General features: G+C 59.1%; 24 protein-coding genes. 5 read left to right on the forward strand and 19 right to left on the reverse strand.

Features of this window, described 5'->3' with window-relative positions; all coding sequences use genetic code 11:
• Positions 1 to 24: 24 nt before the first annotated feature.
• The 6 genes from ACM6IR_RS04730 to ribBA all read right to left on the reverse strand — a co-directional run bounded on the left by ACM6IR_RS04730 (position 25) and on the right by ribBA (position 6,292).
• A complete protein-coding gene (locus tag ACM6IR_RS04730; protein ID WP_414906613.1) occupies positions 25 to 603 on the reverse strand; it encodes a hypothetical protein in 579 nt (192 codons plus the stop codon).
• 282 nt (positions 604 to 885) lie between these two features.
• Positions 886 to 2,040 (reverse strand): ABC transporter ATP-binding protein, encoded by a 1,155-nt coding sequence (locus ACM6IR_RS04735; protein ID WP_414906614.1) that lies wholly within the window; start codon positions 2,038 to 2,040, stop codon positions 886 to 888.
• A 17-nt stretch (positions 2,041 to 2,057) separates the two neighbouring features.
• Positions 2,058 to 2,867 carry an ABC transporter permease gene (locus tag ACM6IR_RS04740; protein WP_414906615.1) on the reverse strand — a complete coding sequence of 270 codons (810 nt, stop codon included), beginning with the start codon at positions 2,865 to 2,867 and terminating at the stop codon, positions 2,058 to 2,060.
• 6 nt (positions 2,868 to 2,873) lie between these two features.
• Complete coding sequence (locus ACM6IR_RS04745; RefSeq protein ID WP_414906616.1) at positions 2,874 to 3,818, reverse strand: ABC transporter permease; 945 nt, start codon at positions 3,816 to 3,818, stop codon at positions 2,874 to 2,876.
• Complete coding sequence (locus ACM6IR_RS04750; protein WP_414906617.1) at positions 3,815 to 4,840, reverse strand: ABC transporter substrate-binding protein; 1,026 nt, start codon at positions 4,838 to 4,840, stop codon at positions 3,815 to 3,817. The genes ACM6IR_RS04745 and ACM6IR_RS04750 overlap by 4 nt, the downstream gene beginning before the upstream one ends.
• Positions 4,841 to 5,182: 342 nt before the next feature.
• On the reverse strand, positions 5,183 to 6,292 hold the full coding sequence (ribBA, locus tag ACM6IR_RS04755) for a bifunctional 3,4-dihydroxy-2-butanone-4-phosphate synthase/GTP cyclohydrolase II (RefSeq protein ID WP_414906618.1): 1,110 nt from the start codon (positions 6,290 to 6,292) through the stop codon (positions 5,183 to 5,185).
• Between the two features lie 71 nt (positions 6,293 to 6,363).
• On the opposite strand from ribBA, the gene ACM6IR_RS04760 reads away from it, so the two are divergent.
• Positions 6,364 to 6,660 (forward strand): DUF1330 domain-containing protein, encoded by a 297-nt coding sequence (locus tag ACM6IR_RS04760; RefSeq protein ID WP_414906619.1) that lies wholly within the window; start codon positions 6,364 to 6,366, stop codon positions 6,658 to 6,660.
• Between the two features lie 138 nt (positions 6,661 to 6,798).
• On the opposite strand, the gene ACM6IR_RS04765 is transcribed toward ACM6IR_RS04760, so the two are convergent.
• The 9 genes from ACM6IR_RS04765 to ACM6IR_RS04805 form a co-directional block, all read right to left on the reverse strand.
• Positions 6,799 to 7,362: an NUDIX hydrolase gene (locus ACM6IR_RS04765; RefSeq protein WP_090185190.1), complete on the reverse strand. Its 564-nt coding sequence runs from the start codon at positions 7,360 to 7,362 to the stop codon at positions 6,799 to 6,801.
• Position 7,363: 1 nt separating this feature from the next.
• On the reverse strand, positions 7,364 to 8,116 hold the full coding sequence (locus ACM6IR_RS04770) for a GntR family transcriptional regulator (RefSeq protein ID WP_414906620.1): 753 nt from the start codon (positions 8,114 to 8,116) through the stop codon (positions 7,364 to 7,366).
• A gap of 84 nt (positions 8,117 to 8,200) precedes the next feature.
• On the reverse strand, positions 8,201 to 8,590 hold the full coding sequence (gene pcaC / locus ACM6IR_RS04775) for a 4-carboxymuconolactone decarboxylase (protein ID WP_096510322.1): 390 nt from the start codon (positions 8,588 to 8,590) through the stop codon (positions 8,201 to 8,203).
• Positions 8,587 to 10,062, reverse strand: coding sequence for an NAD-dependent succinate-semialdehyde dehydrogenase (locus ACM6IR_RS04780; protein ID WP_414906621.1), 1,476 nt, complete (start codon positions 10,060 to 10,062; stop codon positions 8,587 to 8,589). Before ACM6IR_RS04780 ends, pcaC begins: the two co-directional genes overlap by 4 nt.
• A gap of 132 nt (positions 10,063 to 10,194) precedes the next feature.
• Complete coding sequence (locus ACM6IR_RS04785; RefSeq protein WP_414906622.1) at positions 10,195 to 10,680, reverse strand: flavin reductase family protein; 486 nt, start codon at positions 10,678 to 10,680, stop codon at positions 10,195 to 10,197.
• Positions 10,681 to 10,692: 12 nt separating this feature from the next.
• Complete coding sequence (locus tag ACM6IR_RS04790) at positions 10,693 to 12,174, reverse strand: aldehyde dehydrogenase (RefSeq protein WP_414906623.1); 1,482 nt, start codon at positions 12,172 to 12,174, stop codon at positions 10,693 to 10,695.
• Complete coding sequence (locus tag ACM6IR_RS04795) at positions 12,171 to 13,004, reverse strand: alpha/beta fold hydrolase (RefSeq protein WP_414906624.1); 834 nt, start codon at positions 13,002 to 13,004, stop codon at positions 12,171 to 12,173. Before ACM6IR_RS04795 ends, ACM6IR_RS04790 begins: the two co-directional genes overlap by 4 nt.
• 43 nt (positions 13,005 to 13,047) lie before the next feature.
• Entirely contained in the window at positions 13,048 to 13,638 is a 591-nt protein-coding gene (locus ACM6IR_RS04800; RefSeq protein ID WP_201112043.1) for an amino acid synthesis family protein, read from the reverse strand.
• A gap of 288 nt (positions 13,639 to 13,926) precedes the next feature.
• Positions 13,927 to 14,319 (reverse strand): GFA family protein, encoded by a 393-nt coding sequence (locus tag ACM6IR_RS04805; RefSeq protein ID WP_414906625.1) that lies wholly within the window; start codon positions 14,317 to 14,319, stop codon positions 13,927 to 13,929.
• A 634-nt stretch (positions 14,320 to 14,953) separates the two neighbouring features.
• Here ACM6IR_RS04805 and ACM6IR_RS04810 point away from each other — a divergent pair.
• On the forward strand, positions 14,954 to 15,652 hold the full coding sequence (locus ACM6IR_RS04810; RefSeq protein ID WP_414906626.1) for an ion channel: 699 nt from the start codon (positions 14,954 to 14,956) through the stop codon (positions 15,650 to 15,652).
• 113 nt (positions 15,653 to 15,765) lie between these two features.
• Here the strand turns inward: ACM6IR_RS04810 and ACM6IR_RS04815 are convergent, their stop codons facing one another.
• Complete coding sequence (locus ACM6IR_RS04815; protein WP_414906627.1) at positions 15,766 to 17,733, reverse strand: alkyl/aryl-sulfatase; 1,968 nt, start codon at positions 17,731 to 17,733, stop codon at positions 15,766 to 15,768.
• Positions 17,734 to 18,353: 620 nt separating this feature from the next.
• Between ACM6IR_RS04815 and ACM6IR_RS04820 the strand changes: the two genes are divergently transcribed.
• Positions 18,354 to 19,151, forward strand: a complete 798-nt coding sequence (locus ACM6IR_RS04820; RefSeq protein WP_414906713.1) for a transporter — start codon at positions 18,354 to 18,356, stop codon at positions 19,149 to 19,151.
• A 36-nt stretch (positions 19,152 to 19,187) separates the two neighbouring features.
• Here ACM6IR_RS04820 and ACM6IR_RS04825 read toward each other — a convergent pair whose 3' ends face one another.
• Together ACM6IR_RS04825 and katG are read right to left on the reverse strand one after the other, a co-directional pair.
• Positions 19,188 to 20,111, reverse strand: a complete 924-nt coding sequence (locus ACM6IR_RS04825; protein WP_414906628.1) for a bifunctional 5,10-methylenetetrahydrofolate dehydrogenase/5,10-methenyltetrahydrofolate cyclohydrolase — start codon at positions 20,109 to 20,111, stop codon at positions 19,188 to 19,190.
• Between the two features lie 258 nt (positions 20,112 to 20,369).
• Positions 20,370 to 22,625, reverse strand: coding sequence for a catalase/peroxidase HPI (katG, locus tag ACM6IR_RS04830; RefSeq protein ID WP_414906629.1), 2,256 nt, complete (start codon positions 22,623 to 22,625; stop codon positions 20,370 to 20,372).
• Between the two features lie 384 nt (positions 22,626 to 23,009).
• Between katG and ACM6IR_RS04835 the strand changes: the two genes are divergently transcribed.
• Positions 23,010 to 23,612: a hypothetical protein gene (locus tag ACM6IR_RS04835; RefSeq protein WP_414906630.1), complete on the forward strand. Its 603-nt coding sequence runs from the start codon at positions 23,010 to 23,012 to the stop codon at positions 23,610 to 23,612.
• Positions 23,613 to 23,633: 21 nt separating this feature from the next.
• On the opposite strand, the gene ACM6IR_RS04840 is transcribed toward ACM6IR_RS04835, so the two are convergent.
• Complete coding sequence (locus tag ACM6IR_RS04840) at positions 23,634 to 24,398, reverse strand: DUF899 domain-containing protein (protein WP_414906631.1); 765 nt, start codon at positions 24,396 to 24,398, stop codon at positions 23,634 to 23,636.
• A 102-nt stretch (positions 24,399 to 24,500) separates the two neighbouring features.
• Between ACM6IR_RS04840 and ACM6IR_RS04845 the strand changes: the two genes are divergently transcribed.
• Complete coding sequence (locus tag ACM6IR_RS04845; protein ID WP_414906632.1) at positions 24,501 to 25,721, forward strand: helix-turn-helix domain-containing protein; 1,221 nt, start codon at positions 24,501 to 24,503, stop codon at positions 25,719 to 25,721.
• Positions 25,722 to 25,730 lie beyond the last annotated feature (9 nt).

Genomic DNA, 25,730 nt, shown 5'->3' on the forward strand with positions numbered 1-25,730 from the left:
GACCGGACTGGTCAGCGTATGTTGCTAGCGTGAGGTTTTGATTTTCAGCACTTCGGTGAAGATGGCGTCGACCGTCTGACCGACCTTGAGGTTCTTCATGCGGGCCTGGAGATCGGGGTCCTCGATCTTGACGACTTTCACTTTTCCTTCTGGGGGAAGCAAGGTCACTTCATGTTTTTTCAAGTCGATGTGGGTGATCTTCGACGTGACCTTGACCTGGCGAAACGCCTCCCCGCCCGGATTAGGGTTGTCCTTGTTGGCGGGAGTCATCCCTGTTTTAGTGCTGACACCTCTATCGCTGTTGACATCAGTGTCGAGCACATAGGCAATCGAGCGGGTAACGTGTATGTCGACCTTGTCGCCGACTTTCAGGTTGTGCAGGGCCTTGGCCTTGTCGGTGAGCTGGAGGGTTACCGGGTTCTTGTCTGAACCCTCCACAGTGACCTGAAAATTCGCCGCATCGACGGCCAGTACGTGCGTAACGATGTGAGCCTCCAGCGCATTAGTGCCCAGCGGTATATCGGCTGCATGGGCCGTAAAACTGGCGGTGGACATGATTGAGGCGAGAGCAATAGCTTGGGCAAGGGACCGGATCGGTTTCATAGGCCTGTTTTCCATGTGGTGGCTGACGGAACAACGCAGCGAATACCGGGTTAGAGCGCGTTGCTCACGCGAAAGCATAGTCACTGATTGCCGATGTGCCTGCTCAAAGCGTCAATTGATGCGGGTCAGTACTTCCCTCGGCTCGATTTCGATCAGCCGGTTGGAGTTGGGCTTGATATGCCCCCCATCAAAGCGCAAAAAAAAAGGCCGCCACAACCCGACGTTGCAGCGACCCGAGGGTGACTCTATTTAATGCGGCCCACTGGCATGAGCCGTCAAAGATTAATGTGCCCCGGCAGCCTTGTTCAGGTCGCTCTCAGCCCATTGTGTATAAACGCACGCGTCCGCAGTAGCCCAGCGCACGCGAACCGGGTCGCCGGTCTTGAGCGGCATGCCCGCAGCGGAGAGTGCCTTGACGGTCATCGAGGTGCCGCCCAGGGTTTTCACAGTGCAGGTCTGGCTTTCACCGAGGAACAGCACCTCGCCGACAATGGCCGACACTTCATTCCAGCCTGCTGCCAAGGGGTCTTGAGCGGCTTGCCCGACACTCAAGGCCAGGGCTTTTTCCGGGCGAACCATGAGCAGGACATCCTGCTCGGTCTGCAACCCCGCGGTCAGGCGGATGGACAGCGATTGACCTTCAAACGAAGCCGCTGCGTTGCCCTGAGCCTTGAGTTTGAGGAAGTTCGAGTTGCCCAGGAACGAGGCAACAAAGGCATTCGGCGGATTCTGGTACAGGTCATAACCGCTGCCCAAACCGACAATCTTTCCGTGACTGAAAATGGCAATGCGCTGAGACAAGCGCATGGCTTCTTCCTGGTCGTGGGTCACATAAACGATGGTGATGCCAAGGCGCCGATGCAGCTGGCGCAGTTCGTCCTGCAAGTCTTCACGCAGCTTTTTATCGAGCGCCCCGAGCGGTTCGTCCATCAGCAAAATGCGTGGCTCATAGACCAGCGCCCGAGCGATGGCGACCCGTTGCTGTTGGCCGCCAGAGAGTTGCGAAGGGCGACGATGGGCGAACTGTTCGAGTTGCACCAGTTTGAGCATCGCATCGACCCGGCGCTCGCGCTCGGCGCTGGCCAGCTTGCGAATCGCCAACGGGAACGCGATGTTGTCGCGCACCGACAGGTGCGGGAACAGCGAGTAGCGTTGGAACACCATGCCGATGTCGCGCTTGTGCGGCGGCACGTTGACCAGCGACCGGCCGTTGACCAGGATTTCTCCGCTGCTCGGGGTTTCGAAGCCGGCGAGCATCGACAGCGTGGTACTTTTGCCGGAACCGCTGGAGCCCAGGAAGGTGAGAAATTCACCGTCCTTGATGTCCAGCGAGATGTCGTCCACGGCGGCAAATTCGCCGTAGTACTTGTTCAGGTTGCGCAGGCTCACCAGGGGTTGGTCATTGTGTTGCGCGGTATCTTTGATCACTGCACTCATGTCGTACTCCTGGGCGCTCAGGCGCTGATTTCATTGCGCCGGCGAACGGCGGCGGCGATCACCATGACCAATACCGAGAGGCCGATCAGCAGCGTCGAGGCGACGGCAATCACGGGCGTCAGGTCCTGGCGCAGGGTGGTCCACATTTTCACGGGAAGGGTTTGCAGGGTCGGGCTGGCCATCATCACGCTCAGCACCACTTCATCCCAGGAAACCAGGAAAGCGAACAGCGCGCCGGCCACCATGCCCGGACGAATCGCCGGAAAGGTCACCTTGAACACCGCCTGCAGGCGTGAGGCACCGCAGATCACCGCCGCGTCTTCGATCGACTGATCGAACAGCTTCAGCGAGTTGATGATCGAGATGATGGTGAATGGCAACGCAACTATCACGTGGCTGACGACGAAGGCAAACATCGTCCCGGTGTAGCCGAGTTTGAGGAACAGCGCATACACCGCCACCGCAATGATCACCAGCGGCACGATCATCGGCAAGGTGAACAGGCCATAGAGCAGTTCCCGGCCAGGGAAGCGTCCGCGCACCAGGGCAAAAGCGGTGGGCAAACCGAGCGCCACGGCGAAGAACGTGGTCAGGACGGCGACCTTCAGGCTTGCCAGCGCGGCGTTCATCCAATCGGCGTTGGAGAAGAACTGGCCGTACCATTTCAGTGTCCAGCCCGGCGGCGGGAACACCAGCCACTGGGAGGAGCCGAACGACAGCAGCACGATGAATACGATCGGCAACAACAGGAACAACGCGATCAGGCCAGTCGTGAAGTACAGGCCGAAGCGCATGCGCCGGCTCATGGCATTGGGGGTCAGGAGCATGACGGCTTACCTCGCGTTGCTGGCGCCAACCGGGGATTCCGGTTGAAGCTTCAGGTAGAAGTAGAACAACACCAGCGTGATGACGATCAACAATGCGGCACCGGCGCTGGCCAGGCCCCAGTTGAGGAACGACTGCACCTGCTGAATGATGAACTCGGGCAACATCATGTTCTGCGCACCGCCCAGCAATGCCGGGGTGACGTAGTACCCAAGCGACATCACGAACACCATCAGGCCACCGGAGAACAGCCCTGGCCGGCACAGCGGCAGGAAGACCCGGAAGAAGTTGGTCCACGGACTGGCGCCGCAGATCGAGCCGGCTTGCAGGATCATCGGGTCGATGGCCTGCATGGTCGCCTGCAGCGGCAGTACGATGAACGGGATCATGATGTAACTCATGCCGATCACTACACCGGTCAGGTTGTGCACCATTTCCAGCGGTTGATCGATGATGCCCATCGCCATCAGCGCCTTGTTGATCACCCCGGAGGCTTGCAGCAACACCAGCCAGGAATAGGTCCGGGCGAGTAGGCTGGTCCACATCGACAGCAGCACGATGTTAAGAATCCAGCGACCCCAGCCTCTTGGCACCAAGGTAATGGCCCAGGCCAATGGAAAGCCAAGCAGCAGGCTGAACAGGGTCACCAGTCCCGCTACCGAGAAGGTGTTGAGCAACACCCGCGCGTACGCCGAGTTGGCAAACAACTGCGCGTAGTTGCCCAGGCCCGGTGTTGGTTCAAGCACACCGCGCAGTAACAACCCAATCAACGGCGCCAGAAAGAACAGGCCAAGGAACAGCAGGGCAGGGATCAGGTTGCTGGCGCCACGCCAGCGCTGCGCCAGTGAAGGGGATTGATTCATCACAGCCGCCTTGCCGGTAACCGTACCGGCAGCGCCAGTGGCGCTCCCGGTCGGAGTCAGTTGACGTGACGCGGTTGCCGTCATTTTCATTTGACCAGCCATTCGTTCCACCGTGTCGCGATGGCCGGACCGTTCTTGGCCCAGTACGCGAAGTCTAGAGTGATTTGATCCTTGGCGTAGGCCGTCGGCAGGTTAGGCGCCAGCACCGAATCAAGGCGCGCCACGCTGTCGACGTTGACCGGTGCATAGGCGGTCAGGTTGGAGAAGTCGGCCTGGCCTTTGGCGCTGCTGGCGTTGGCCAGAAACTTCATCGCCGCCGCTTTGTTTTTCGTCCCTTTGGGCACGACCAGAATGTCAGCCATGACCAGATTCTGTTTCCAGCTCACGCCCACCGGTGCGCCATCTTCCTGCAGGGCATGAATCCGGCCGTTCCAGAACTGACCCATGCTTGCTTCGCCGGAGGCCAGTAGTTGTTGCGACTGCGCGCCGCCGCCCCACCAGACGATGTCTTTCTTGATGGTGTCGAGTTTCTTGAAGGCGCGATCCAGGTCCAGCGGATAAAGCTTGTCGGCGGCTACGCCATCGGCCAGCAGGGCCAATTCGAGCACGCCTGGGCTTGGCCATTTGTAGAGGGCGCGTTTACCGGGATAGGTTTTGGTGTCGAACAACGCGGACCAATCCTGGGGTTTGCTGGCGCCGAGCTTGCTCTCGTTGTAGCCGAGGACGAAGGAGAAAAAGAACGAACCGACGCCGTAATCAGAGACAAATCGCGGGTCGATCTTGTCGCGCTGGATGACCGTGAAATCGAGGGGTTCGAGCAGGCCCTCGGAGGCGGCGCGCAAGGCAAAGTCGGCTTCGACATCGACCACATCCCACTGCACATTGCCGCTTTCGACCATGGCTTTGAGTTTGCCGTAGTCGGTCGGGCCATCCTGAACCACGGTGACGCCGCTGGCCTTGCTGAACGGGTCGGCCCAGGCCTGCTTCTGCGCATCCTGAGTGCTTCCGCCCCAGCTGACGAAGTTGACGCTTTCGGCCGCCATTGCCAAGTGACTGGCCGTGGTCAGTAAGCCTGCGAGCAGTACTGCGGTTGCACGTTTGTTCAACACCATTTTCACGCCCTCATTGTTGTGTTTATGAGCGGGGCATTTGAGTGCCCGCCTGGGGGGAGCAGTAGGTCCGTCTAGCCAATTAAGATCGTCCGGTCTATGGAATATCATATTATGGTATTCCAAGCTTTGTGCAAGCACTTTGCCTTACCGGCTATCCGCCAAACCGTGTTTTTTGCAGACCGGAACACGGCCCTGTGTAGCAGCTGGCGAAGCCTGCGTCCGGCTGCGCAGCAGTCGCAAAATCGGCGACGCGCAGTTTCAGGAAGACCTCGCGCTCAGGTTTTACGACTGCTGCGCAGCCGGACGCAGGCTTCGCCAGCTGCTACAGATAGCGTTCCCGCATCACTGGGTGAAAGGGATGCTCTCCACCACTTCCAGGTCATAACCGGTCAAGCCTGCGTATTTCAATGGCGGCCCGAGGTGACGCAGTTTGCCAACGCCCAGGTCCTGCAAAATCTGCGCTCCGGTCCCTACTTCAGAATAGATGCGCGATTGTGAGCGACTGAACTGTCGTGGCGGCTGAGTCAGTTGAGGCACACGTTCGAGCAGCGCTTGTGACGATTCGTGATTGGCCAGCACCACCACGACCCCGCGACCTTCATCGGCCACGCGCTGGAGTGCGGCCCACAGCGTCCAGTTAGGCGGACCGCTGTACTCGGCGCCCACCAGATCGCGCAGCGGATCGATCACATGCACGCGTACCAGCGTTGGTTCGTCCCGGCGTAATTCACCCATCACCATGGCCATGTGGACACCGCCTTCAATGCGATCCTCGAAGGTGATCAGACGAAAGGTGCCATGCACCGTGGGCAATTCACGTTCGCCGATGCGCAGCACTGTGTGTTCGGTACTGAGGCGGTAGTGAATCAGGTCGGCGATGGTGCCGATCTTGATCCCGTGTTTGCGTGCGAACACTTCCAAGTCTGGACGGCGGGCCATGGTCCCATCATCGTTCATCACTTCGACGATCACCGAGGCCGGGGTAAAACCCGCCAGGCGTGCCAGGTCACAGCCGGCTTCAGTGTGTCCGGCGCGTGTCAGCACGCCGCCTTCCTTGGCGCGCAAGGGAAAGATGTGGCCGGGTTGTACGAGATCGGCGGGGCCGGCATTGAGGGCGACGGCGGCGGCTACCGTGCGCGCCCGATCAGCGGCGGAGATGCCAGTGGTGACACCGATGGCGGCCTCGATGGACACGGTGAACGCGGTGCTGAAGACGCTGCCGTTGCTCGGCACCATCTGCTCCAGCCCGAGGCGTTGGCAATGCTCGTCGGTCAAGGTCAGGCAAATCAGGCCACGGGCCTCCCGGGCCATGAAGCTGATAGCCTCGGCGGTGCAACAGTCGGCAGCCAGCAGCAGGTCGCCTTCGTTTTCCCGGTCTTCGTCATCGACCAGAAGCACCATTTTGCCAAGTCGATAGTCTTCGATGATTTCTTCGATGCTGTTGAAGGCCATGCTGGGATTCTCTGTGTTTGATGGAATTGTAATGTGGTATACCATAATACAAAACAAACCAAGAGGTCACTATGAAGGCGTACTGGATTGCTCATGTAGACATCACCGACCCCGATCAATATAGCCAATACACCCAGCGGGCCCCGGCGGCCTTTGCAATGTATGGCGGGCGGATACTGGCCCGGGGTGGGCGTAGCGAAGCGATGGAAGGCCGGACGACACCGCAACGCAGTGTGGTTATTGAATTCGACTCGTACGAGCAGGCGCTGGCCTGTTACCAGTCCGAGCAATATCAGGAGGCAAAGCGGCACCGAGAGGGTGTGGCCCGGGCCGAAGTGATCATTGTTGAGGGCGTGGCGCCTGCATAACAAGCGCCCCATAACCCTGTGGGAGCTGGCTTGCCTGCGATGGACTCAATGGCACCGCGTTAATCCTGAAAAAACGCGTCATCGTTGACGTCCATCGTCGGAACGCCGCCCGGAGCAAGCTCGCTCCCACAGGGGGACTTAGCGGATAAAGTGGATCTTGCCGGTATCGTCGTTGCCGATGTAGATGCCATAAACCCCGGCCTGGCGTTCCTCGATATAGCGTTCGAGGATCTGCCGGATCGCCGGATAGTAGATGCTGTCCCAAGGGATGTCCTCGGGTGCGAAGAATTTGTAGTCGAGGGTTTCGGGCCCGTACTGGCCGGTGATCTCCAGCGCGATGGCGCGGAAGATGATGTACACCTCGCTGATCTTCGGCACGCTGAAAATCGAGTAGGGCGAGAGAATTTCCGCGCGTACGCCGCTCTCTTCCCAGACTTCCCGCAAGGCGGCTTGCTCGGTGGTCTCGCCACCTTCCATGAAACCTGCCGGCAGCGTCCAGGTGCCAGGACGCGGTGGGATGGCGCGCTGACACAGCAGGTACTTGCCGTCCTGCTCGATGATGCAGCCCGCGATGATTTTCGGATTGACGTAATGGATGTAGCCGCAGCCGCGGCACATCAGGCGCTCGTGCGTATCGCCCGGCGGAAGCTGAGACTTGAGGTCATTGCCGCCGCACTTTGGACAAAAGCTCGGGCTGAACATTTCAGCGGCCTATGCGCGGTTCTTTAAGCGCGATGGGCAGGGTGATTTCAGGGATTTTCCCGGTCTCTTCCTGTTTGCGCTTGAGGTAATCCAGAGCGACGGCGGCGGCAGCGCGGACGTGGTCGACGCAAGCCTGATGGGCGGCCAGCGCATCGCCGCTCTTGATGGCCTCGACCATGCGTTCCATTTCCTGATTGCTGGCGCCACGACGGTTTTCCTGGGACACCGATGTCGCCCGCAAATAGCTGATCCGTGCCTGCAACTGACGCAGCTGAGTGGCCGCCACATGGTTGCCGGAGCCTTCGAGCAGGACATCGTAGAAACCCTGAACCGAGTCGATGACCTGTTGCAATTCGCCTTCCTTGAGGGCCTTTCGGTTTTCCTCCAGGGCTTTTTCCAGGGCCTTGATGTCCTTGGCCTTGGCACGCAAGGTAAACAGTTGGACGATCAAGCCCTCGAGCACGCAACGCAGTTCGTAGATATCGACGGCATCGGCCAGGGTAATGATGGCGACACTGGGCCCTTTGGCGTCGGCAAACTCCACCAGGCCTTCGGATTCCAGGTGACGCAAGGCCTCGCGCACGGACGTGCGGCTGACGCCCAGGCGATCACACAAATCGCGTTCGACCAGGCGGTCTCCCGGCATGAGCTGGAAGTTCATGATGGCGCTTCGCAGTTTATCCAGCACGATTTCGCGCAGGGTAACGGGGTTGCGATTGACCTTGAAGCTGTCGTCGAGTGGCAGGCGTTTCATGGGGTCCGCTCTGAATGTGGCTGTCCATGCAAAAAGAGCACTTCGATCCGTGGATCGTCCGTGCTCAATCAAAACAGCCAAGGGTTAACTGGAGGCCTCGGCATCGGCTTCGGCGAACGCTTCACGGGCGAGCCGGAAACTGTCAACGGCAGCGGGGACACCGCAATAAATACCGACCTGAAGCAGAATTTCGCGTATTTGTTCACGACTCAGCCCGTTGCGCAAGGCGCCGCGTACATGCAGCTTGAGTTCGTGAGGCCGATTGAGGGCCGAAATCATGGCCAAGTTTATCATGCTGCGCTCTTTAAGCGACAAACCCTCACGGCCCCAGACGTGGCCCCAGCAGTACTCGGTGACCATTTCCTGCAATGGCCGGGTGAAGTCGTCGGCGTTCTCGATGGAGCGGTTGACGTAGGCCTCACCCAACACTTGAGTGCGGATTTTCAGCCCCTGTTCATATTTCTCGTTACTCATCGCTGCGTACTCCCGAAGTCGTCGAGCCCGCCCATCAGGGTGTATTTGAGCTCAAGGTAATCTTCAATGCCGTACTTCGACCCTTCACGGCCCAGGCCCGAGGACTTGATGCCACCAAACGGCGCGACTTCAGTGGAAATCAGCCCTTCGTTGATGCCGACCATGCCGTACTCCAACGCCTCGCTCATGCGCCAGGCGCGGCCCAGATCGCGGGTGTAGCAGTAAGCGGCGAGGCCGAATTCAGTGTCGTTGGCCCTATGGATCGCCTCGGCTTCTGACTCGAAACGGAACACGGCGGCCAGCGGGCCAAAGGTTTCTTCCTGGGCGACTTTCATCGACGACGTCACGCCGGCCAGCACCGTTGGCTGGAAGAAGCCGTGGCCGAGGGCATGGCGTTCACCGCCGCAGAGCAATTGCGCGCCGTGGGCGAGGGCGTCTTGTACATGGTCTTCAACCTTGGCCACGGCACGCTCGTTGATCAGCGGGCCCTGAGTGATGCCGTTGTCGAAACCATTGCCGACTTTCAATTGCGCCACACGCTCTGCCAGTCGCGTGACAAACGCATCGTGAATGCCAGCCTGCACCAGGAAGCGATTGACGCAGACGCAGGTCTGCCCGGCGTTGCGGAATTTGGCAATCAGCGCGCCTTCCACAGCGCGTTCCAGGTTCGCATCGTCGAAGACGATAAAGGGCGCGTTGCCGCCCAGTTCCAGCGACACTTTTTTCAGCGTCGGCGCGCACTGAGCCATCAGCAACTTGCCGATGGCGGTGGAGCCGGTGAAGGACAATTTGCGTACCAGAGGGCTGGCGGTCAGCTCGGCGCCGATGGCCACGGCGTCGCCGGTGATCACATTGAAAATGCCCGGAGGAATACCCGCCTGTTCGGCCAGCGCAGCCATTGCCAGGGCAGAGAACGGTGTTTCCGGCGCCGGCTTGACGATGCACGGGCAACCAGCGGCCAATGCCGGGCCAGCCTTGCGGGTAATCATCGCCGCCGGGAAATTCCACGGCGTGATGGCTGCGACGACGCCGATCGGCTCTTTGCTGACGACGATGCGCGCATCACCTTTGTGGCTCGGGATGGTGTCGCCGTAGATGCGTTTGGCTTCTTCGGCGAACCACTCGATGAAGCTCGCGGCATAGAGAATCTCACCCTTGGCCTCGGCCAGTGGCTTGCCCTGTTCCAGCGTCAATATCTCTGCCAGTTCGTCAGCATTTTCAAGCATCAGCGCGTGCCAGCGCTTGAGGATGTTGCTGCGCTCCTTGGCGGTCAGTGCACGCCAGGCTGGCCAGGCATTGTTGGCGGCCGCGATGGTCTGACGGGCTTCGGCGGCGCCAAGGTTCGGCACCTGGCCGATGCGTTCGCCGGTGGCCGGGTTGAAGATGTCCTGATAGGCGCCATCCGGCGCATCCAGCCATTGGCCATCGATATAGGCCTGCTGACGGAACAGTTGCAAGGCTGCTGGACTCATGCCGGCTCCTGAAAATAGAGGGGGTAACCCTGTGGGAGCGAGCCTGCTCGCGAATGCGGTCTGACATTCAATATTAATGTTGACTGATACACCGCTTTCGCGAGCAGGCTCGCTCCCACATGAAGAACAGAGTCAGGCCAAGGCGGGCAACGGGCCCAGCTTGCCTTTGTGGTAGATCATCGGTGTAACGGGCTGCTCGGGAAGAATCAGGTTCTTCACCGCGCCGACGATGATGGCGTGATCACCACCATCGTATTCGCGCCATAATTCACACTCGATGATCGCCGTCGCTTTAGCCAGCAACGGATTGCCCAAGGCACTCAAGTGCCACTCGATACCCTTGGCCTTGTCCTTGCCTTTACTGGCAAAAGCATAGGCTTCGGCGGTCTGGTCGGCGGACAGCAGGTGAATCGCAAACTGCTTGCTGTCGCGCAGGATCGGGTATGTGTCCGAGGCATAGTTGGGGCAGAACAGCACCAGCGCCGGGTCAATCGACAGCGCACTGAATGCGCTGGCGGTGATGCCGACGATGCCGCCCTCCGGGTCCAGGGTGGTGACCACCGTGACCCCGGACGGGAACGAGCTCATGACGTCTTTGTAAATGCCGGGTTCGATCATGTCGGTGGTCTCTTAGCGCATCACGAAAGGATCAGGCATCGGTGCCTGGGACAGGTTGATCCACACCGTTTTGAGCTCGGTGTAGGCCAGCACCGAATCGATGCCGCTTTCGCGTCCATAGCCGCTGTTCTTGAAGCCGCCGATCGGTGCCATGGCCGACACGGCACGGTAGGTATTGACCCAGATAATCCCCGAACGTACGTCTCGGGCCAGGCGGTGGGCGCGTCCCAGGTCACGGGTCCAGATGCCGGCAGCGAGGCCGAACTGCGAGTCGTTGGCAATCGCCAGCGCTTGGGCTTCATCCTTGAAACGAATGACCGAGGCCACCGGACCAAAGACTTCTTCCTGCATGATCTTCATCGAGTTGCTGTCGCATTCGAACAAGGTCGGCTCGTAGAACCAGCCATCACCCAGATTCTCGGGACGCTTGCCGCCCATACGCAAACGCGCACCTTCGGCAATGGCATCGGCGACCAAACCTTCGACAACCGCCAATTGTTGCGCGGTGGCCATCGGGCCCATTTCGCTGCTGTCTTCCTGAGGGTTGCCGATGCGAATGCGCTTGGCGCGCTCGACCAGGCGCTCGACGAATTCGTCGTAGATTTCATCCTGAACCAGCAGGCGCGAACCGGAAACGCAGCTCTGCCCGGAGGCCGCATAGATCCCTGCGATCGCACCGTTGATCGCGCTGTCGAGGTCGGCGTCGGCAAAAATGATGTTGGGCGATTTGCCGCCCAGTTCCAGCGACAGCTTGGCGAAGTTATCGGCACTGCTGCGCACCACATGCCGCGCCGTGGCAGCGCCGCCGGTGAAGGCGATTTTGCGCACCAGCGGATGGCGGGTGAGGGCCGTGCCGGTGCTTGGGCCGTAGCCGGTAACGACGTTGACCACGCCCGGCGGAATACCCGCTTCCAGCGCCAGACGAGCCAGCTCAAGAATGGTCGCGGAGGCATGCTCGGACGGTTTGATCACGATGGTATTGCCTGCGGCCAGGGCCGGGGCGAGTTTGATCGCGGTCAGGTACAGCGGACTGTTCCAGGGAATGATCGCGGCGACCACACCCATGGCTTCGTGCACCGTGTAGGCAAACAGGTCCGGTTTGTCGAGGGGCAGGGTACCGCCTTCGAGTTTGTCGGCCAGACCGGCGGTGTAGTGGAAAAACTCCGGCAGGTAGCTGACCTGACCGCGGGTTTCGCGGATCAGCTTGCCGTTGTCGCGGCTTTCCAGCTGCGCCAGTTGTTCCTTGTTTTCAGCGATCAGATCGCCCAGGCGCCGCAGCAATTTGCCGCGAGCGGTGGCGGTCAAACCGCGCCAGGCCGGGCTGTCGAAGGCGGTCTGCGCAGCCTGTACGGCGCGCTCCACATCGGCTTCGTCAGCGTCGGGCAGCTCGGCCCAGGCTTGCGCCAGGGCCGGGTTCAGGCTTTCAAAAGTCTTACCGGAGAGGGCATCGACCCATTCACCGCCGATGCACATCTGGAAGCGTGCGAGTGTCATGCAACGATCCCCTTTATTTGGTTTTGTCGGGCGTGCGCTGTGTCGAGAAACTCCAGCAATAGCTGGTTGACCAGTCGCGGCGATTCTACGGGCATCATATGCCGCTGCTCATCGAGCACGGCAACTGTCGCGCCGGGGATGCGTTCGGCCAATTGCCGTGCCATTTCCGGCGTCGAGCCCGGATCCAGCTCACCAGTGGCGACCAGTGTCGGTACCTGGATACTGGCCAGATCGTCGGCGCGGTACATGTCCTGGGTCGCGAACAGCTCGTAGGTGGTCAAATAACCCTGCGGGTCATTGTCCGCCAGCGTCTGGCGCAACGCGGCAATCTGCGCCGGGTTGGCTGCCTGGTATTCGCGGCTGAACCAGCGCGAAAGTGCCGCTTCTGCGTTGGCATCCGGTCCGTGCTCGGCAGCCTGTGCCGTTCGGGCGATGACACCGGCACGCTGTTCTGCGCTGCGATTGAACACGCTATTAAGCACCACCAGGCCCTGGAGGCGGTCCGGGTAATGCAAGGCAAACGCCCGCGCGACCAGCCCGCCCATGGAGAAACCGATCACCGTTGCCTTGGGCAATTGCAGGTGATCGAGCAACTCGAGTAACTGATCGGCATAACCGAGCAGGGGCGTGCCGCTTTGCGGACGCGGGCTGGCGCCATGGCCGAGCATGTCGTAGGCAATCACACGGTATTGAGTGGACAGGCCAACAACCTGGCCGCCCCACATTTCTTTGTTCAGGCCCACGCCGTGGATCAATACCACGGGCTGGCCTTGGCCGGTCGCCAGGTAACTGGTGCCAGCCGGGGTGCGTTCAGCGGTGAGCCGAATCATGGAGCGCTCCTGCATGCCTTTTTGTTTTAGTTACGGACCTTGATTACTGGGCTTTTTCGGCCGCCAGTTCTTCCAGATCGATGTAACGATTGCCGATGCGTGGGTGCAGGCGGCCGCCATCGGCGCAACCCAGTACCACGACGATTTCGTCGGCACGCGGAGCGTCTTCGATCTGCATCTCCAGGGTGATGTAGTGCGAGCGCAGACCTTCGTCGTCCTTGTGCATCATCGGAATCTGGATCGAGGTGCCCGGGCCACCGCGTTTGTTGGTAAAGCTGAGGTAGCTCTTGGCCTTGACCGCTTCGCGGTAATGGTTGCCGAAGCGCAGGGTATGGATGACCGCCGAAGCATGTTCGATCTCGCCGTCGGCGCCGACCACTGCGGCTTTGCCATAAGCCTCGATTTTTTCGGCGCCGCCGATGATGCCAACCAGACGTTCAACCATCAGAGCACCGAGGTCTGAGCAGTTGGCGCGGATTTCCGGTTTCAGGTCTTCGACGAAACCGCGCCCCAGCCACGGGTTTTTCATGACGACGGCCAAGCCGACCATGGTCACTGGCGTGTCGGTGGCCTTGCCGCCTTCGATAAAGGTTTCTTCGACATAGCTGACGATCTTGCGGATTTCGAAACTCATGAGCTGCTCCATAGGCGTGTGAGATGACTGTGCGTATGATGGTATACCATAATACCGGCAGTGCAAGTGCTCGAAATGACTTTCTGTCGGGAAGGCGACAAAACGTAGAAGCGGCAGGAATTTTGGGCGCACACGCTTGCATCGCAAGCCAGGCATCGGGGCGATACGCGGAGCAGGACTCACAGGCCAATCAATTGAAACGTCGATGTCAGCCCTGCTACCCAGCGTCTTGCATCGCTGATGGGGTACTCGGATGAGACATCCTTGGAGGTGCGAAGGGTGCTTCGTTCAGAGTGAGTTCCAGGGGCCACCATCGGCGACGGGTACGTCATCCAGATCGTAGGGATTGACCCCTTCGAGACAGCCGATGTTGAAGCCGAACTTTTCCGGCTGGGTGCTGCATCGATGGTGCGTGTAGATGCCGCAATTTCCACAGAAGAAATGTTCGGCCACCTGATTGCCGAATTGATATCTCACTAGCGCGGATTTTCCTCTAATCACCTTGAGATCTGCGTAAGGTACCGCTGCGACGATTGCGCCTTTGCGTTTACAAAACGAGCAATCACATCGCTGTGGACCGGGAACACCCTCCGGCAGATGGATCTCCAGAATAACGGCACCGCAATGGCAACTGGCCCGGTGAAGCGTGCGGATAGGTGTGTTTCCGATGATCTTGAGCATCACATTCCCCTGTTCATTCGAATTAAGGGCGACGATTAGGTGTGGAGCAGGCGGATTTTCATCACCGACTTCGCCGAGCCCCAGCCGCCGCTTATATAGGGGGGCGGTTGGAAACGGGCTTTTGGATGAATGGGCATCGGCAGCTCCTGGCCCTACTGTTGAGGGCGATAACGGTAGGACGGGTGCTCGCGTTGAATGGTTCGAGAAAAGTGCCGGCCGGTTGAGCATTTCGTCGCTTGGCGACTCAGTTTTTTCCTTTCTTGCGGACGAGATGACGTGATGCCGTTGGCGACAGGGCTGTCAGCGGTGATTTGGGCGCCACGGATGCGTTCATATCTCCCGGATCCCTTCGCGGCGGCGATGCATCATCAAGACCAATTGCAGGCATCGGTGACGGCCTTCTCAGCGTGTTTGAAATCCGGCATGAGTTCAAAAAGGTGCGAAGACCTACGGTGATGGGCCAGTAGAACAGGGTGACAGTTCAAAGGCGGCCAATGGCGGTCGCCCGGTTTAGTGACTAATGTCTGTTGACGTCATCAGGAGTTCCTATTGCAGATGAAATCACCAATGCAGTCAGCACCTGTGTCGGGATTGCTGGTTTGAGCATCGCGCGTTACTTCTCTGGGAAACCGGTATGACAAATCCGCAAGATAAAGACGAATCCGACGAGGATTTAGCTCAGCTGATAATAGGGCAAGGGCCCTGCACCTATCTATTGCTGCTCTTACTGGGATTGATCCTCCTGTTTCCCTTTCTTGAGGAGGGCATAACTGGCCGCATATCGCTCGGCATTCTGTTTTCAACCGTGCTGTTCGTGGGCGCTTTCGCCACCAGGCAGACTCGACGGGGGGTCATCTTCAAGCTATGTCTGGCGTTACTAGGGGTTGGCCTACTATGGGCGGCGTTGTGGGCTGAGAGTATCGCGATTCTTGAGCTTGCCGGGATGTCTTATGCAGCGTCTCTTGCAGTCTCGTTTAGCGGAGTGCTTCGCTATATTCTCAAGCGGGGGCCAATTACACCGGACAAGCTGCATGGTGCGCTTGCGGGATACATTCTGCTGGCCTTCGTATGGTCATTCGTCTATGCCTTGGTCGAGATATCCAGCGCTGGCTCATTCGGCCCTGGCCACCTCGACTTCGTCCAGCCCGGCAACTTCTTCAAGCTGATTTATTTTAGCCTCACGACGCTCACAACCACCGGCTACGGTGATTTTATCCCGTTGACCAACCACGCCCGTTCACTTGTGATGGTCGAAGAGTTTTCAGGCGTTTTTTATGTTGGCGTTGTGATAGCGCGACTTGCCGGTCTTTATCCGTCGAATCAGACGAAGTGATTCTCGATTGGCATGCAGCGCACCACATCCCCCGTGACAAAGTACTCAACTAACCTCCAATACTTGAACGCCCCAATTCTGGGGCGTTCCTTACAGGTGCAGCGTCGCCTGGGTTAAGGTTCAGAAATGGTGAACCAGAAGTCAAACTTGTCGAAGTTGGTCAGCATTTCCTTAAATTTGGCCTTGTCGCCGACGATAGTCACTTCGCCGCTTTCCGACAGATTGCCCAGTTTCAGTTTGCCCAGGGCAATGTCGTCGAGGGTGGTTCGGTTAAGTGTGACAGTGCCATCGGCCTTATCCGATTGCTTGTCTTTGCTGTAGTTCATGACGCCGTTTTTTACGGTCAACACGTACTTGGCGTTAGTGTCCGGGAAGTCGAGATTGAAGACATAGGACTTCTCGCCGACTCTCGGGCCATTCAAGTGAATGGCAAGGAAGTCGAGAAACATTTCAGTGGTCATGCCGCGAATGATGTCAGGTGAACTGGTATTGGGCGTGGCCATTTTTTTCACGCCACCACGCAGCTCCTGTGCACCGGAGAGGTAGAAGTTACGCGCCGGCCCGGACTCGGCCTGGTAACCCATCTGTTCCAGGGCATCGGCCTCTATTGCACGCGCTGCCTGGTTTTTAGGCTCCGCAAAAACCACCTTGTTGGCCACGGTTGCTGCCCAGCGATACTCACCTTTGGCATAGGCCGCTTTGGCTGTTTTAATCATTTTGTCGGCGCCAACCATCTCGACATACTTTTTCGCTTCCTCTACTGGCGGCAGCGGGTCGAAGTTCGCCGGGTTACCGTCCCAGAAGCCTAAATACAGCTGATAGGTCGCGCGCACGTTGTGTTTGAGATTGCCGTAGTAGCCGCGGTTATAAAACTCTTTGGCCAGGCTATCAGGCAGGATGAACGCCTCGGCGATCTCGTTCATGGTCATGCCCTGATTGGCCATGCGTAGCGTCTGATCGTTAATGTACTTGTAGAGGTCGCGTTGTTTCTCCAGATGCTGCACAACGCGATCATTACCCCACTGTGGCCAATGATGGCTACCGAACGACACCACGGCATCCGCCCCCCACAGATCAATGGTTTGCCCCAGAGCACTGGCCCATTTTTGCGCGCTGCGAACTTTTGCACCCCGTAGGGTGAGAATGTTGTGCAAGGTGTGGTTGGCATCCTCGGCCAGGTCAATGGCTTTGAATTGCGGGAAATAGAACAGCATTTCGGCAGGTGCTTCAGTGCCGGGCGCCATTTGGAACACCACCTCGATGCCATCGACGGTGATTGTTTCTCCAGTTTTCTTGATCAGTTTGTTCGGTTCGAGCAGGGTGATGGTGCCTGCTGCCGTGGTTATGCCCAAGCCACCACTGACCGTACCTTTGGGGTCTTTTGGCAACAGATTTCCATACATGTAAGACGCGCGACGGCTCATCGCAGTGCCGGCAAACACGTTTTCACTGACCGCTTCCTCCATGAAGCCCTCAGGGGCGATCACCGGGACTTTGCCGGACTTCACATCGGCTTCATCTACCATGGCACGCACGCCAGCGAAGTGGTCGACATGCGAGTGAGTGAAGATCACCGCAGACACTGGGAGTTTTTCAACTTTGTCATTGACCAGCGCCAGTGCCGCTTTGGCTGTTTCCGCCGAAGTCAGTGGATCAATCACGATCCAGCCAGTCTTGCCACGGACGAAGGTGATGTTGGCCAGGTCGATATTGCGTACCTGGTAAATGCCATCCACCACTTTGAACAAACCTCGAATGGCCAGCAACTGCGATTGCCGCCACAGACTCGGGTTGACCGTGGCGGGTATTGGCCCTTCTTGCTTGAGAAAGTCGTACTGAGACAGGTCGATAACGGTATTGCCCGCATCGCCTTTGATCACTGGACTGGGCAAATCGGCTATGAATCCGTGGTTCGCATCGTCGAAGTCTTGTTTGTTGGAAAAGGGTAAATAGCTGAGCAAGGCGTCGTTGGCTTTTCGAGTGGCATCGGTGGCATCGTTCGGAGCGGCATGCGCCGCGCCGATGACGACGCAGGTGGATAACACCGCGAGCGCTATTTGTTTGGGAAGCAGAGCTAGCATGTCGTGTGTCCTCATGTTTGCAAGCACACTCCCGAAACAGCTTCTAACGTCGGGAATAATTTCGTACGAATCAACGAAAAACGCAGGTCATAAAAGGGTGGCCGCACGGCGCAGAGGAGTCATTCTGACTGTGCTCTACTAACCCCATACCTCGCTCCGTACTCGAGTCTGCATTTATTAATTTCGCGCTCAGCACCATTGAAGTATTACGAAGGCAGGAACGACTGAGTTGAGATAAATCAAATAGTCAGTGATTGTGAATGCGGTGAGTGAGGGCGGTTGAGCGCCTTGGACTTTCTGCCTGACTGGGTAATTGTTCGTCCAGTCAGTAGCTAATCGACAGGCGGTAAAAGTTGTGGGGGGCGAGAAACTTGCTTTCCTTTTTACAACGGCCGGCCAATGCCAAAAAAGTCAGCTATACCTACCTGAATTTGACGGTGGCGTTTAGGTAGCAAGTACCTCGCAAACCTTAGGGCGATACCCACGATGGGACCGTCAGAATCTCTGCCAATAACTTCAAAGTTGTCGCCAAAGACGTGTCCGAGGCTTTGTTAGAAAAAATGGCTCGGACAACTTCTTTCTGATCAGGAGCAAAAATGTCGCGAGCAAATCTACATCTAATGCTGCTGCCGGCAACGATTGTCGCTTTGCAAAGTGGCTTGGCAAGAGGCGAGGATTCTGCGGAACTGGCTAAACAGGCACTCAACCCAGTCGCCGCAATGTATAGCCTTCCGGTGCAATACAACTGGGATCAAAAGTTGGGGCCTACAGGTGACGGTATGCACAGCGTCACTAATATCCAGCCGGTGCTGCCATTTAGTTTGAACGACGATTGGAATCTGATCTCCCGTACCATCCTGCCCGTTATTGACCAGCACGGTCTGGCGTCGAACGGCGTGGCGGATACATCGGGCATTGGCGATGTGACTCAGAGTTTTTTCTTCTCCCCGACAAAACCTACCGACAGTGGCTGGATCCTGGGTGTCGGGCCGGCCATCCTGATTCCTACCGGTAGTAACGATTTGTTGAGTAGCAAGCAGTGGGGCCTGGGCCCAACAGCAGTCGCGCTAAAGCAGTCCAACGGCTGGACTCGTGGCATTCTCGCTAACCATATCTGGGGGTTGGAAAACAGCCCGCCAGATGACAAAGAAAAGGTCAACCAGACCTTCCTGCAACCGTTCCTCTCGTACACCACCGATACCTACACCACTTACGGAGTGAATACCGAGTCGACCTATAACTGGCAAACCCATCAGTGGTCGGTACCGATCAACTTGACGGTCACCCAGCTGCTGAAAATCAGCGGTCAACCCCTGACGGTCCAGGCCGGCCCACGATATTGGGCCGATAGCCCGGAAGATGGTGCGCAAGGTTGGGGCTTTCGCGTAGCGCTGACGTTACTGTTTCCGCGCGGATAGGTAGATAGAACGCCCTAGTCTCGTTTTTCGTTGGGTTCAACTCAACGCCAGGTCGCTGTCCGAGCGCTGCTCGCGAGCCTGGACGGCACGCTGCAACTGGCTGGCGATCAGGGTATTCTTCATCAGATAAGCAATGGTCATCGGCCCGACGCCACCGGGGACCGGTGTGATCGCGCTGGCAACGGTACGCGCACTGGCGTAGTCGACATCGCCCACCAGATGACTGCCGGATTCGTCGGTGATGCGATTGATTCCGACATCGATCACCACCGCTCCAGGCTTGAGCCAACTGGCATTGATCAGCCCTGGACGGCCCACCGCCGCAACGACGATATCGGCCAGTCGGCACAGCGCCGGGGCATCGACGCTGCGTGAGTGCACCACGCTGACCGAACAGTCAGCCTGCAACAGCAAGGTCGCCATGGGCTTGCCGACAATGTTCGAACGGCCGATGACCACGGCGTGCAAGCCGCTCAAGTCACCGCAGGTTTCCTGCAGCAGACGCATGCAGCCGTTGGGTGTGCAGGGCGTCAGGACTTCGATGCCTTGCACCAGGCCGCCGACGTTTTCCCGATGAAAGCCGTCCACGTCCTTGATCGGGTCGATGGCATGAATCACTGCCGCCTCATCGATGTGACCCGGCAGGGGCAACTGCACCAAAATGCCGTTCACCGTGGCGTCGGTATTCAGTTGGGCAATCAGTTCCAGTACTTGCGCCTGGCTGGCGTCGTCTGGCAAACGGTATTCAAGGGAGCGAATCCCGACTTCCTTGGCTCGTAGCAATTTGTTGTGCACATACACATGGCTGGCCGGATCGTCGCCGATCAGCAGGACCGCCAATGCGGGAAAAATTTGCTGCCCGGCCAAGACCAGAAGCTCTTCGCGGACTTCTTCCAGAACCTGGGCAGAGATGGCTTTGCCGTCGATATCGCGGGCAAGTGCGGGGGTGGTGCTGATCAAAAGAATCACCGTCGTCTTGATTGATAGAGGGGCGAAGTGATCATCGAGGCGTCGTTGCGCCCCGATGATCCATCAGAGACTTGCAGGCAAGGGCGCTCAGGCTACCAGTTGATGGCAGCCGTACACCACTAGTGTGGGCTTGGTCCATCAAAGTGCACCACAGTATTTGAAGCAATAGAGCTCGCCTCCCAAGACCACCCCAACCTGTACGACAGGTTGGGGTGGCTTATTTTGGGCGTCACACGTTCAACGCTACTGTTACCTCACATCAAACCGGTCCAGGTTCATCACCTTGGTCCACGCGGCAACGAAGTCTTTAACAAACTTGTCTTTCGCGTCGTTACTTGCATAGTGCTCAGCCAAGGCTCGCAACTGCGCATTAGAGCCGAAGACAAGATCCACGCGCGTCCCGGTCCACTTCACTTCGCCGGTCTTGCGATCACGCCCTTCAAACTCCTCATTCGCCTCCGAAGTCGGTTTCCATTCCACGCCCATATCCAGCAGGTTCTTGAAGAAGTCGTTGGTCAACGCCTGCGGCTGTTTCGTGAACACCCCATGCCTGGTTTGTCCGACGTTGGTGTCCAGCACACGCAGCCCACCCACCAGCGCCGTCATTTCCGGCGCGGTGAGTGTCAGCAGTTGCGCCTTGTCGATCAGTAACTGCTCGGCCGGTACGCGGTAGCGGGTTTTGAGGTAGTTACGGAAGCCATCGGCGATGGGTTCGAGAAAGCCGAAAGATTCGACATCTGTCTGCTCTTGCGAGGCGTCCATCCGCCCTGGTGTGAACGGAACCGTTACGCTGTGGCCAGCATTTTTCGCGGCCTGTTCGACACCGGCGTTACCGGCCAGCACGATCAGGTCTGCCAGCGAGATCTTCTTGCCGCCGCTGTTGAACTCGCGCTGAATGCTTTCAAGTGTTGCCAGCACCTTGGCCAGTTGCTCAGGCTGGTTGGCCGGCCAGGACTTCTGCGGGGCGAGACGCAGGCGTCCACCGTTGGCGCCGCCGCGTTTGTCCGAGCCACGGAAGGTGGAAGCCGCCGCCCATGCGGTAGACACCAGCTGCGAGACCGACAAGCCGCAGGCGAGTACTTTGCTCTTGAGAGCGGCGACGTCGCTGTCGTTGACCAAGGCATGGTCCACCGCAGGGATCGGGTCCTGCCACAGCAGTTCTTCGCTGGGCATTTCCGGGCCGAGGTAGCGCGAGAGTGGTCCCATGTCACGGTGGATCAGCTTGAACCAGGCACGAGCGAACGCGTCGGCCAATTGATCCGGATTCTGCAGGAAACGCCGTGCAATCGGTTCATAGATCGGGTCGAGTCGCAGGGCCAGGTCCGAGGTCAGCATGGTCGGATTACGCCGTTTTGACGGGTCGTGCGCATCCGGAATGGTTCCAGCGCCGGCGCCGTTTTTCGCCACCCATTGGTTCGCGCCCGCCGGGCTTTTGCTCAGTTCCCACTCGAACCCGAACAGGTTTTCCAGGTAGTTGTTGCTCCACTTCGTTGGCGTGGTGGTCCAGGTCACTTCCAGACCGCTGGTAATAGTGTCGGGGCCTTTACCGGTCCCAAAGCTGTTCTTCCAACCCAAACCCTGAGCTTCGAGGCCTGCTGCTTCGGGCTCGGGGCCGACATTGTCGGCAGGGCCGGCGCCGTGGGTCTTGCCAAACGCGTGGCCGCCGGCGATCAGCGCCACGGTTTCTTCATCATTCATGGCCATGCGGGCAAAGGTTTCGCGGATGTCTATGGCCGAAGCGACCGGGTCCGGGTTGCCTTCAGGGCCTTCCGGGTTGACGTAGATCAGGCCCATTTGCACGGCTGCGAGCGGGGTTTCCAGGTTGCGCCCCTGGTCGGTACGGCTCGCCTCATTTTCCCCTGGCTCGGCAACGAGCGGGCCTTCGCCGGGCTCTTGCATGGGTTTATCGTCTTTGCCATAACGGGTATCGCCACCGAGCCACTTGTTTTCGGAGCCCCAGTAGACGTCTTCATCCGGTTCCCAGACGTCCGGGCGGCCCCCGGAAAAACCGAAAGTCTTGAAGCCCATGGACTCCAGCGCGACGTTGCCGGTGAGAACGATCAGGTCCGCCCAGGAGATGTTGCGGCCATATTTTTGCTTGATCGGCCAAAGCAGCCGGCGTGCTTTGTCGAGGCTGACGTTGTCCGGCCAACTGTTGAGCGGCGCAAAGCGCTGCTGGCCGGAACCGGCGCCACCACGGCCGTCCCCGGTGCGGTACGTACCTGCGGCGTGCCAGGCCATGCGAATGAAGAGCGGCCCATAGTGACCGAAGTCCGCCGGCCACCACTCTTGCGAATCGGTCATCAGCGCAGTCAGGTCTCTTTTGACGGCCTCAAAATCCAGGCTTTTGAACGCTTCTGCGTAGTTGAAGTTCTCGTCCATGGGGTCGGACAGCGACGAGTGCTGGTGCAGGATCTTCAGATTCAGTTGGTTCGGCCACCAATCGCGGTTCGTCGTGCCGCCGCCAGCGGCGTGATTGAACGGGCATTTCGATTCATTTGCCATGAGAGAGCTACCTTTGGTCGTGTTTATCCGGCTATCCCGCCCGGGATGGGCGTTGAATAGCGACGAGCGGAATCAATGACTTAAGCTGCAGGGCCAGCAGTTGGATCAACTGATTGTTTTGACCACACGGGAGTTTTGAACAGCAGCAATCGAGTGACCTGCGCGGGTGGCCCACGGGTGGCCTAGTCAAGCTTCGGACTCATTCCGGTCTCCTTATCAGCACTAAACCGGCCAGCGTATGGTGCCAGCGCTGGATTAAGGTTAGACGGCGGTTTTGAAGTCAGCTAATAGGCGGACTATTGGTGCTTGATAGCTATACTCTTTTATCTGAGCCTTGGGGCGGGGCAGATGATAGGGCGAGCTGTCACGGGAGAGGACCCGATCATGAACAAGCGCCTGCGGCGCACCGCTGTGCACGAAGCCGGCCATGTCCTGGCTTTTTGGTGGAATGGTCAGCACATCGCGCGCGTCACAGTGCGCACCCCGACAGAAGCACGCACCGGCCCGATGATTGATCTACGCGGCAACCCACACGATGCAGAGGGGTTGGTCGAAGCCGATTACCTTGTTCCGTGCCCATCTCTGGATCCGCCCGGGATTGCTGAATGCCTGCCCTCCATGGTCGAGTCCATTGAACGTGACCTTATCGATTGCTTCGCCGGCCCTGTGGCTGAAGCCGTCTTCAGGCACACCAAGCCAGACCCGCTTTTGAGTGGCGGCGGAAGAGGGGACCAACGCCGGGGTTATGCGTTGATCAGTTTGCTGCCCGCCCGAAAGCTGCTCGACGCTGAATCCCAAGCCATCGCCCGCGCCATTCGTCTGGTGCGTCGTTACTGGCCGGCTGTTACTGCGGTGGCGGACCTTCTACAAGCGCGTGGCTCAGTGAGCGGGGAAGTGATTACGGCGCTGCTGTGCGAGGTCACCAGGGAATCACCGGTGCTGCATGGTAATGACCTGGCAAGCCTCGACAGACGGCAGGGACGCTAAAAAGATCGATCTGTATTCAAATCAACCTGCGCCGTACTCATCATGCCGCTTCCACCACGGCCCCGATTCATTGCGGCCCAAGGGTGCCCGATCAAGCCATTGGTACATGCCCCATAACCCGTCCAGCCCCCGCGCATAGGTGGAATAGGTGTGGTAAACCACACCCTCCTCAAGCACAAACGTACTCAAGCCCGGTCGGTCACGCGAGTAGGTGGGCGCGTCGGTGCCGCAGGTGGCGGCAAAGCGGGCGACGGGCTCCGGGATCTGCGTGGCGTCCATGGCATGTCCGCCGCGTTGGTAGTTGTATTCAACCTGTCCTTCGCGCTGTTGCGCTTCGGTGAACGAGACGTTGAAATCAGCGGTGAAATCGCTGTCTCGGGCGGATGCCCAGGGGAACGTCCAGCCCATCCGTCGTTTGTATGCCTGAAGCGTTGCGAGCGGGGCGCGGGACACCGCCATCAGCGTGACATCGTGGTTGGCCAGGTGGATGGCGATACCATCGAAGCCGTCAGCGATGGCCGAGCAGGACGGGCAACCCGCCTTGTAGTCCGGCCCGAACATGAAGTGGTAGACGAGCAGTTGCGAGCGCCCCTGGAAGAGCTCGGCCAAGGTGACGCTGCCTTTTTCAGTGTCGAATCGGTAAGCCTTGTCGATCCGGACCCACGGCAGCGCTTGGCGTTGCCGCGTCAGTTCGTCGCTGCGCCGGGTCAGCGCTTTCTCTGCCGCGAGCAGTTCGAGCCGCGCTGCCAGCCATTCTTCGCGTGTTGCGGTCAGGTGCCTGGTCATGATTATTCGCTCCCTTAGGGTCGTCCTTCATGGTGAGTCGTCGTGAGATAGACTAACCAGCGGACATCCGAGGATGGGAGTGACAAGTGTGGCAGGATTCCGATGGATTCGCTGATCACGGCCGCCGCGCAGGCGTTGGCGGCCGGGAATCCGCTCGGCGCGCTGGACCGGGTTGCCTTGCGCGACGATGCGCCGGCACTCGCGCTACGGGGGATCGCGATGGCGCAACTCGGCGATCTGGTTCGGGCGAAGGCGTTGTTGCAAAAGGCGGCGCGGGCCTTCGGGCCGAAAGAACCTGTGGCGCGGGCGCGGTGTGTGGTTGCCGAGGCTGAGGTCGCACTAGCCTCTCGGGACCTTGGCTGGCCGGTGAAGGCGCTTGAGGCGGCGCGGGTCACGCTGGAGGCACACGGTGACCGGGTCAACGCGGCCCATGCGCGGTATCTCGAGCTGCGGCGTTTACTGCTGATCGGGCATCTCGATCAGGCGCAAGGGCTGCTCGCCGAACTGGACCCGGAGTCTTTGCCGCCAGCCTTGCGCGCGGCTCATGAATTGGTCGTGGCGGGGATTGCCCTGCGGCGGCTAGAGACGCAGCGGGCGCGGTCTGCACTGGCGAGGGCCGAGCTCGCCGCGCGCGCCGCCGGTATTCCTGCGCTGACCGCCGAGGTGCAAAGCGCAACCCGCGTCCTCAACAGCCCCGCCGCTCGACTGATTGCCAACGGTGAAGAGCGACTGCTGTTACTCGAAGAGGTTGAGGCGTTACTCGGCTCAACATCGCTGGTTGTCGACGCGTGCCGATACGTCGTGCGTGGCGTCGGCATGTCAATATCCCTCGCCACGCGCCCGGTGCTGTTCACCCTCGCACGGGTGCTGGCCGAAGCCTGGCCCGCCGACGTGTCGAGGGAAACACTGATCGCTCAGGTCTTTCGATTGAAGCTAGGCGATGAGTCCCACCGCGCGCGATTGCGCGTCGAAGTCGGGCGACTGCGCGCGGCGCTGAAACCCTTGGCCAGCGTGACGGCCACCCCGCGCGGGTTTGCGCTGGTATCGTCGGTTGCGACCGATGTCGTGGTGCTGGCGCGTCTCATCGAAGAGAAGCACGCGGCGGTGCTCGCCTTCCTCGCCGACGGTGAATCGTGGTCGAGCTCAGCCTTGGCGCTGGCCCTCGGCGCCAGCCAGCGCACGGTGCAACGGGTACTCGACGATCTGGGCTCCAGCGGCAAGGTGCAATCATTCGGTCGCGGACGGGCGCGTCGCTGGATGACCCCGCCGATGCCGGGTTTCGCGACGACCTTGTTACTCCCGCATCCTCTGCCCAGTGACTAGGATGAACGC

Source organism: Pseudomonas sp. IT-P253 (assembly GCF_949768125.1).
In the GTDB taxonomy this organism is placed as follows: domain Bacteria; phylum Pseudomonadota; class Gammaproteobacteria; order Pseudomonadales; family Pseudomonadaceae; genus Aquipseudomonas.

What these genes read in the sequence shown, in the direction of transcription:
- ACM6IR_RS04840 (WP_414906631.1), bottom strand. Translation starts at nt 24,398, where the DNA reads ATGACCAGGCACCTGACCGCAACACGCGAAGAATGGCTGGCAGCGCGG.
- katG (WP_414906629.1), bottom strand. Translation starts at nt 22,625, where the DNA reads ATGGCAAATGAATCGAAATGCCCGTTCAATCACGCCGCTGGCGGCGGC.
- ACM6IR_RS04770 (WP_414906620.1), bottom strand. Translation starts at nt 8,116, where the DNA reads ATGAAACGCCTGCCACTCGACGACAGCTTCAAGGTCAATCGCAACCCC.
- ACM6IR_RS04750 (WP_414906617.1), bottom strand. Translation starts at nt 4,840, where the DNA reads ATGGTGTTGAACAAACGTGCAACCGCAGTACTGCTCGCAGGCTTACTG.
- pcaC (WP_096510322.1), bottom strand. Translation starts at nt 8,590, where the DNA reads ATGAGTAACGAGAAATATGAACAGGGGCTGAAAATCCGCACTCAAGTG.
- ACM6IR_RS04835 (WP_414906630.1), top strand. Translation starts at nt 23,010, where the DNA reads ATGAACAAGCGCCTGCGGCGCACCGCTGTGCACGAAGCCGGCCATGTC.
- ACM6IR_RS04815 (WP_414906627.1), bottom strand. Translation starts at nt 17,733, where the DNA reads ATGCTAGCTCTGCTTCCCAAACAAATAGCGCTCGCGGTGTTATCCACC.
- ACM6IR_RS04820 (WP_414906713.1), top strand. Translation starts at nt 18,354, where the DNA reads ATGCTGCTGCCGGCAACGATTGTCGCTTTGCAAAGTGGCTTGGCAAGA.
- ACM6IR_RS04795 (WP_414906624.1), bottom strand. Translation starts at nt 13,004, where the DNA reads ATGATTCGGCTCACCGCTGAACGCACCCCGGCTGGCACCAGTTACCTG.
- ACM6IR_RS04735 (WP_414906614.1), bottom strand. Translation starts at nt 2,040, where the DNA reads ATGAGTGCAGTGATCAAAGATACCGCGCAACACAATGACCAACCCCTG.
- ACM6IR_RS04765 (WP_090185190.1), bottom strand. Translation starts at nt 7,362, where the DNA reads ATGTTCAGCCCGAGCTTTTGTCCAAAGTGCGGCGGCAATGACCTCAAG.
- ACM6IR_RS04790 (WP_414906623.1), bottom strand. Translation starts at nt 12,174, where the DNA reads ATGACACTCGCACGCTTCCAGATGTGCATCGGCGGTGAATGGGTCGAT.
- ACM6IR_RS04740 (WP_414906615.1), bottom strand. Translation starts at nt 2,867, where the DNA reads ATGCTCCTGACCCCCAATGCCATGAGCCGGCGCATGCGCTTCGGCCTG.
- ACM6IR_RS04810 (WP_414906626.1), top strand. Translation starts at nt 14,954, where the DNA reads ATGACAAATCCGCAAGATAAAGACGAATCCGACGAGGATTTAGCTCAG.
- ACM6IR_RS04745 (WP_414906616.1), bottom strand. Translation starts at nt 3,818, where the DNA reads ATGAAAATGACGGCAACCGCGTCACGTCAACTGACTCCGACCGGGAGC.
- ACM6IR_RS04785 (WP_414906622.1), bottom strand. Translation starts at nt 10,680, where the DNA reads ATGATCGAACCCGGCATTTACAAAGACGTCATGAGCTCGTTCCCGTCC.
- ACM6IR_RS04845 (WP_414906632.1), top strand. Translation starts at nt 24,501, where the DNA reads ATGGATTCGCTGATCACGGCCGCCGCGCAGGCGTTGGCGGCCGGGAAT.
- ACM6IR_RS04800 (WP_201112043.1), bottom strand. Translation starts at nt 13,638, where the DNA reads ATGAGTTTCGAAATCCGCAAGATCGTCAGCTATGTCGAAGAAACCTTT.
- ACM6IR_RS04760 (WP_414906619.1), top strand. Translation starts at nt 6,364, where the DNA reads ATGAAGGCGTACTGGATTGCTCATGTAGACATCACCGACCCCGATCAA.
- ribBA (WP_414906618.1), bottom strand. Translation starts at nt 6,292, where the DNA reads ATGGCCTTCAACAGCATCGAAGAAATCATCGAAGACTATCGACTTGGC.
- ACM6IR_RS04780 (WP_414906621.1), bottom strand. Translation starts at nt 10,062, where the DNA reads ATGAGTCCAGCAGCCTTGCAACTGTTCCGTCAGCAGGCCTATATCGAT.
- ACM6IR_RS04805 (WP_414906625.1), bottom strand. Translation starts at nt 14,319, where the DNA reads ATGCTCAAGATCATCGGAAACACACCTATCCGCACGCTTCACCGGGCC.
- ACM6IR_RS04730 (WP_414906613.1), bottom strand. Translation starts at nt 603, where the DNA reads ATGAAACCGATCCGGTCCCTTGCCCAAGCTATTGCTCTCGCCTCAATC.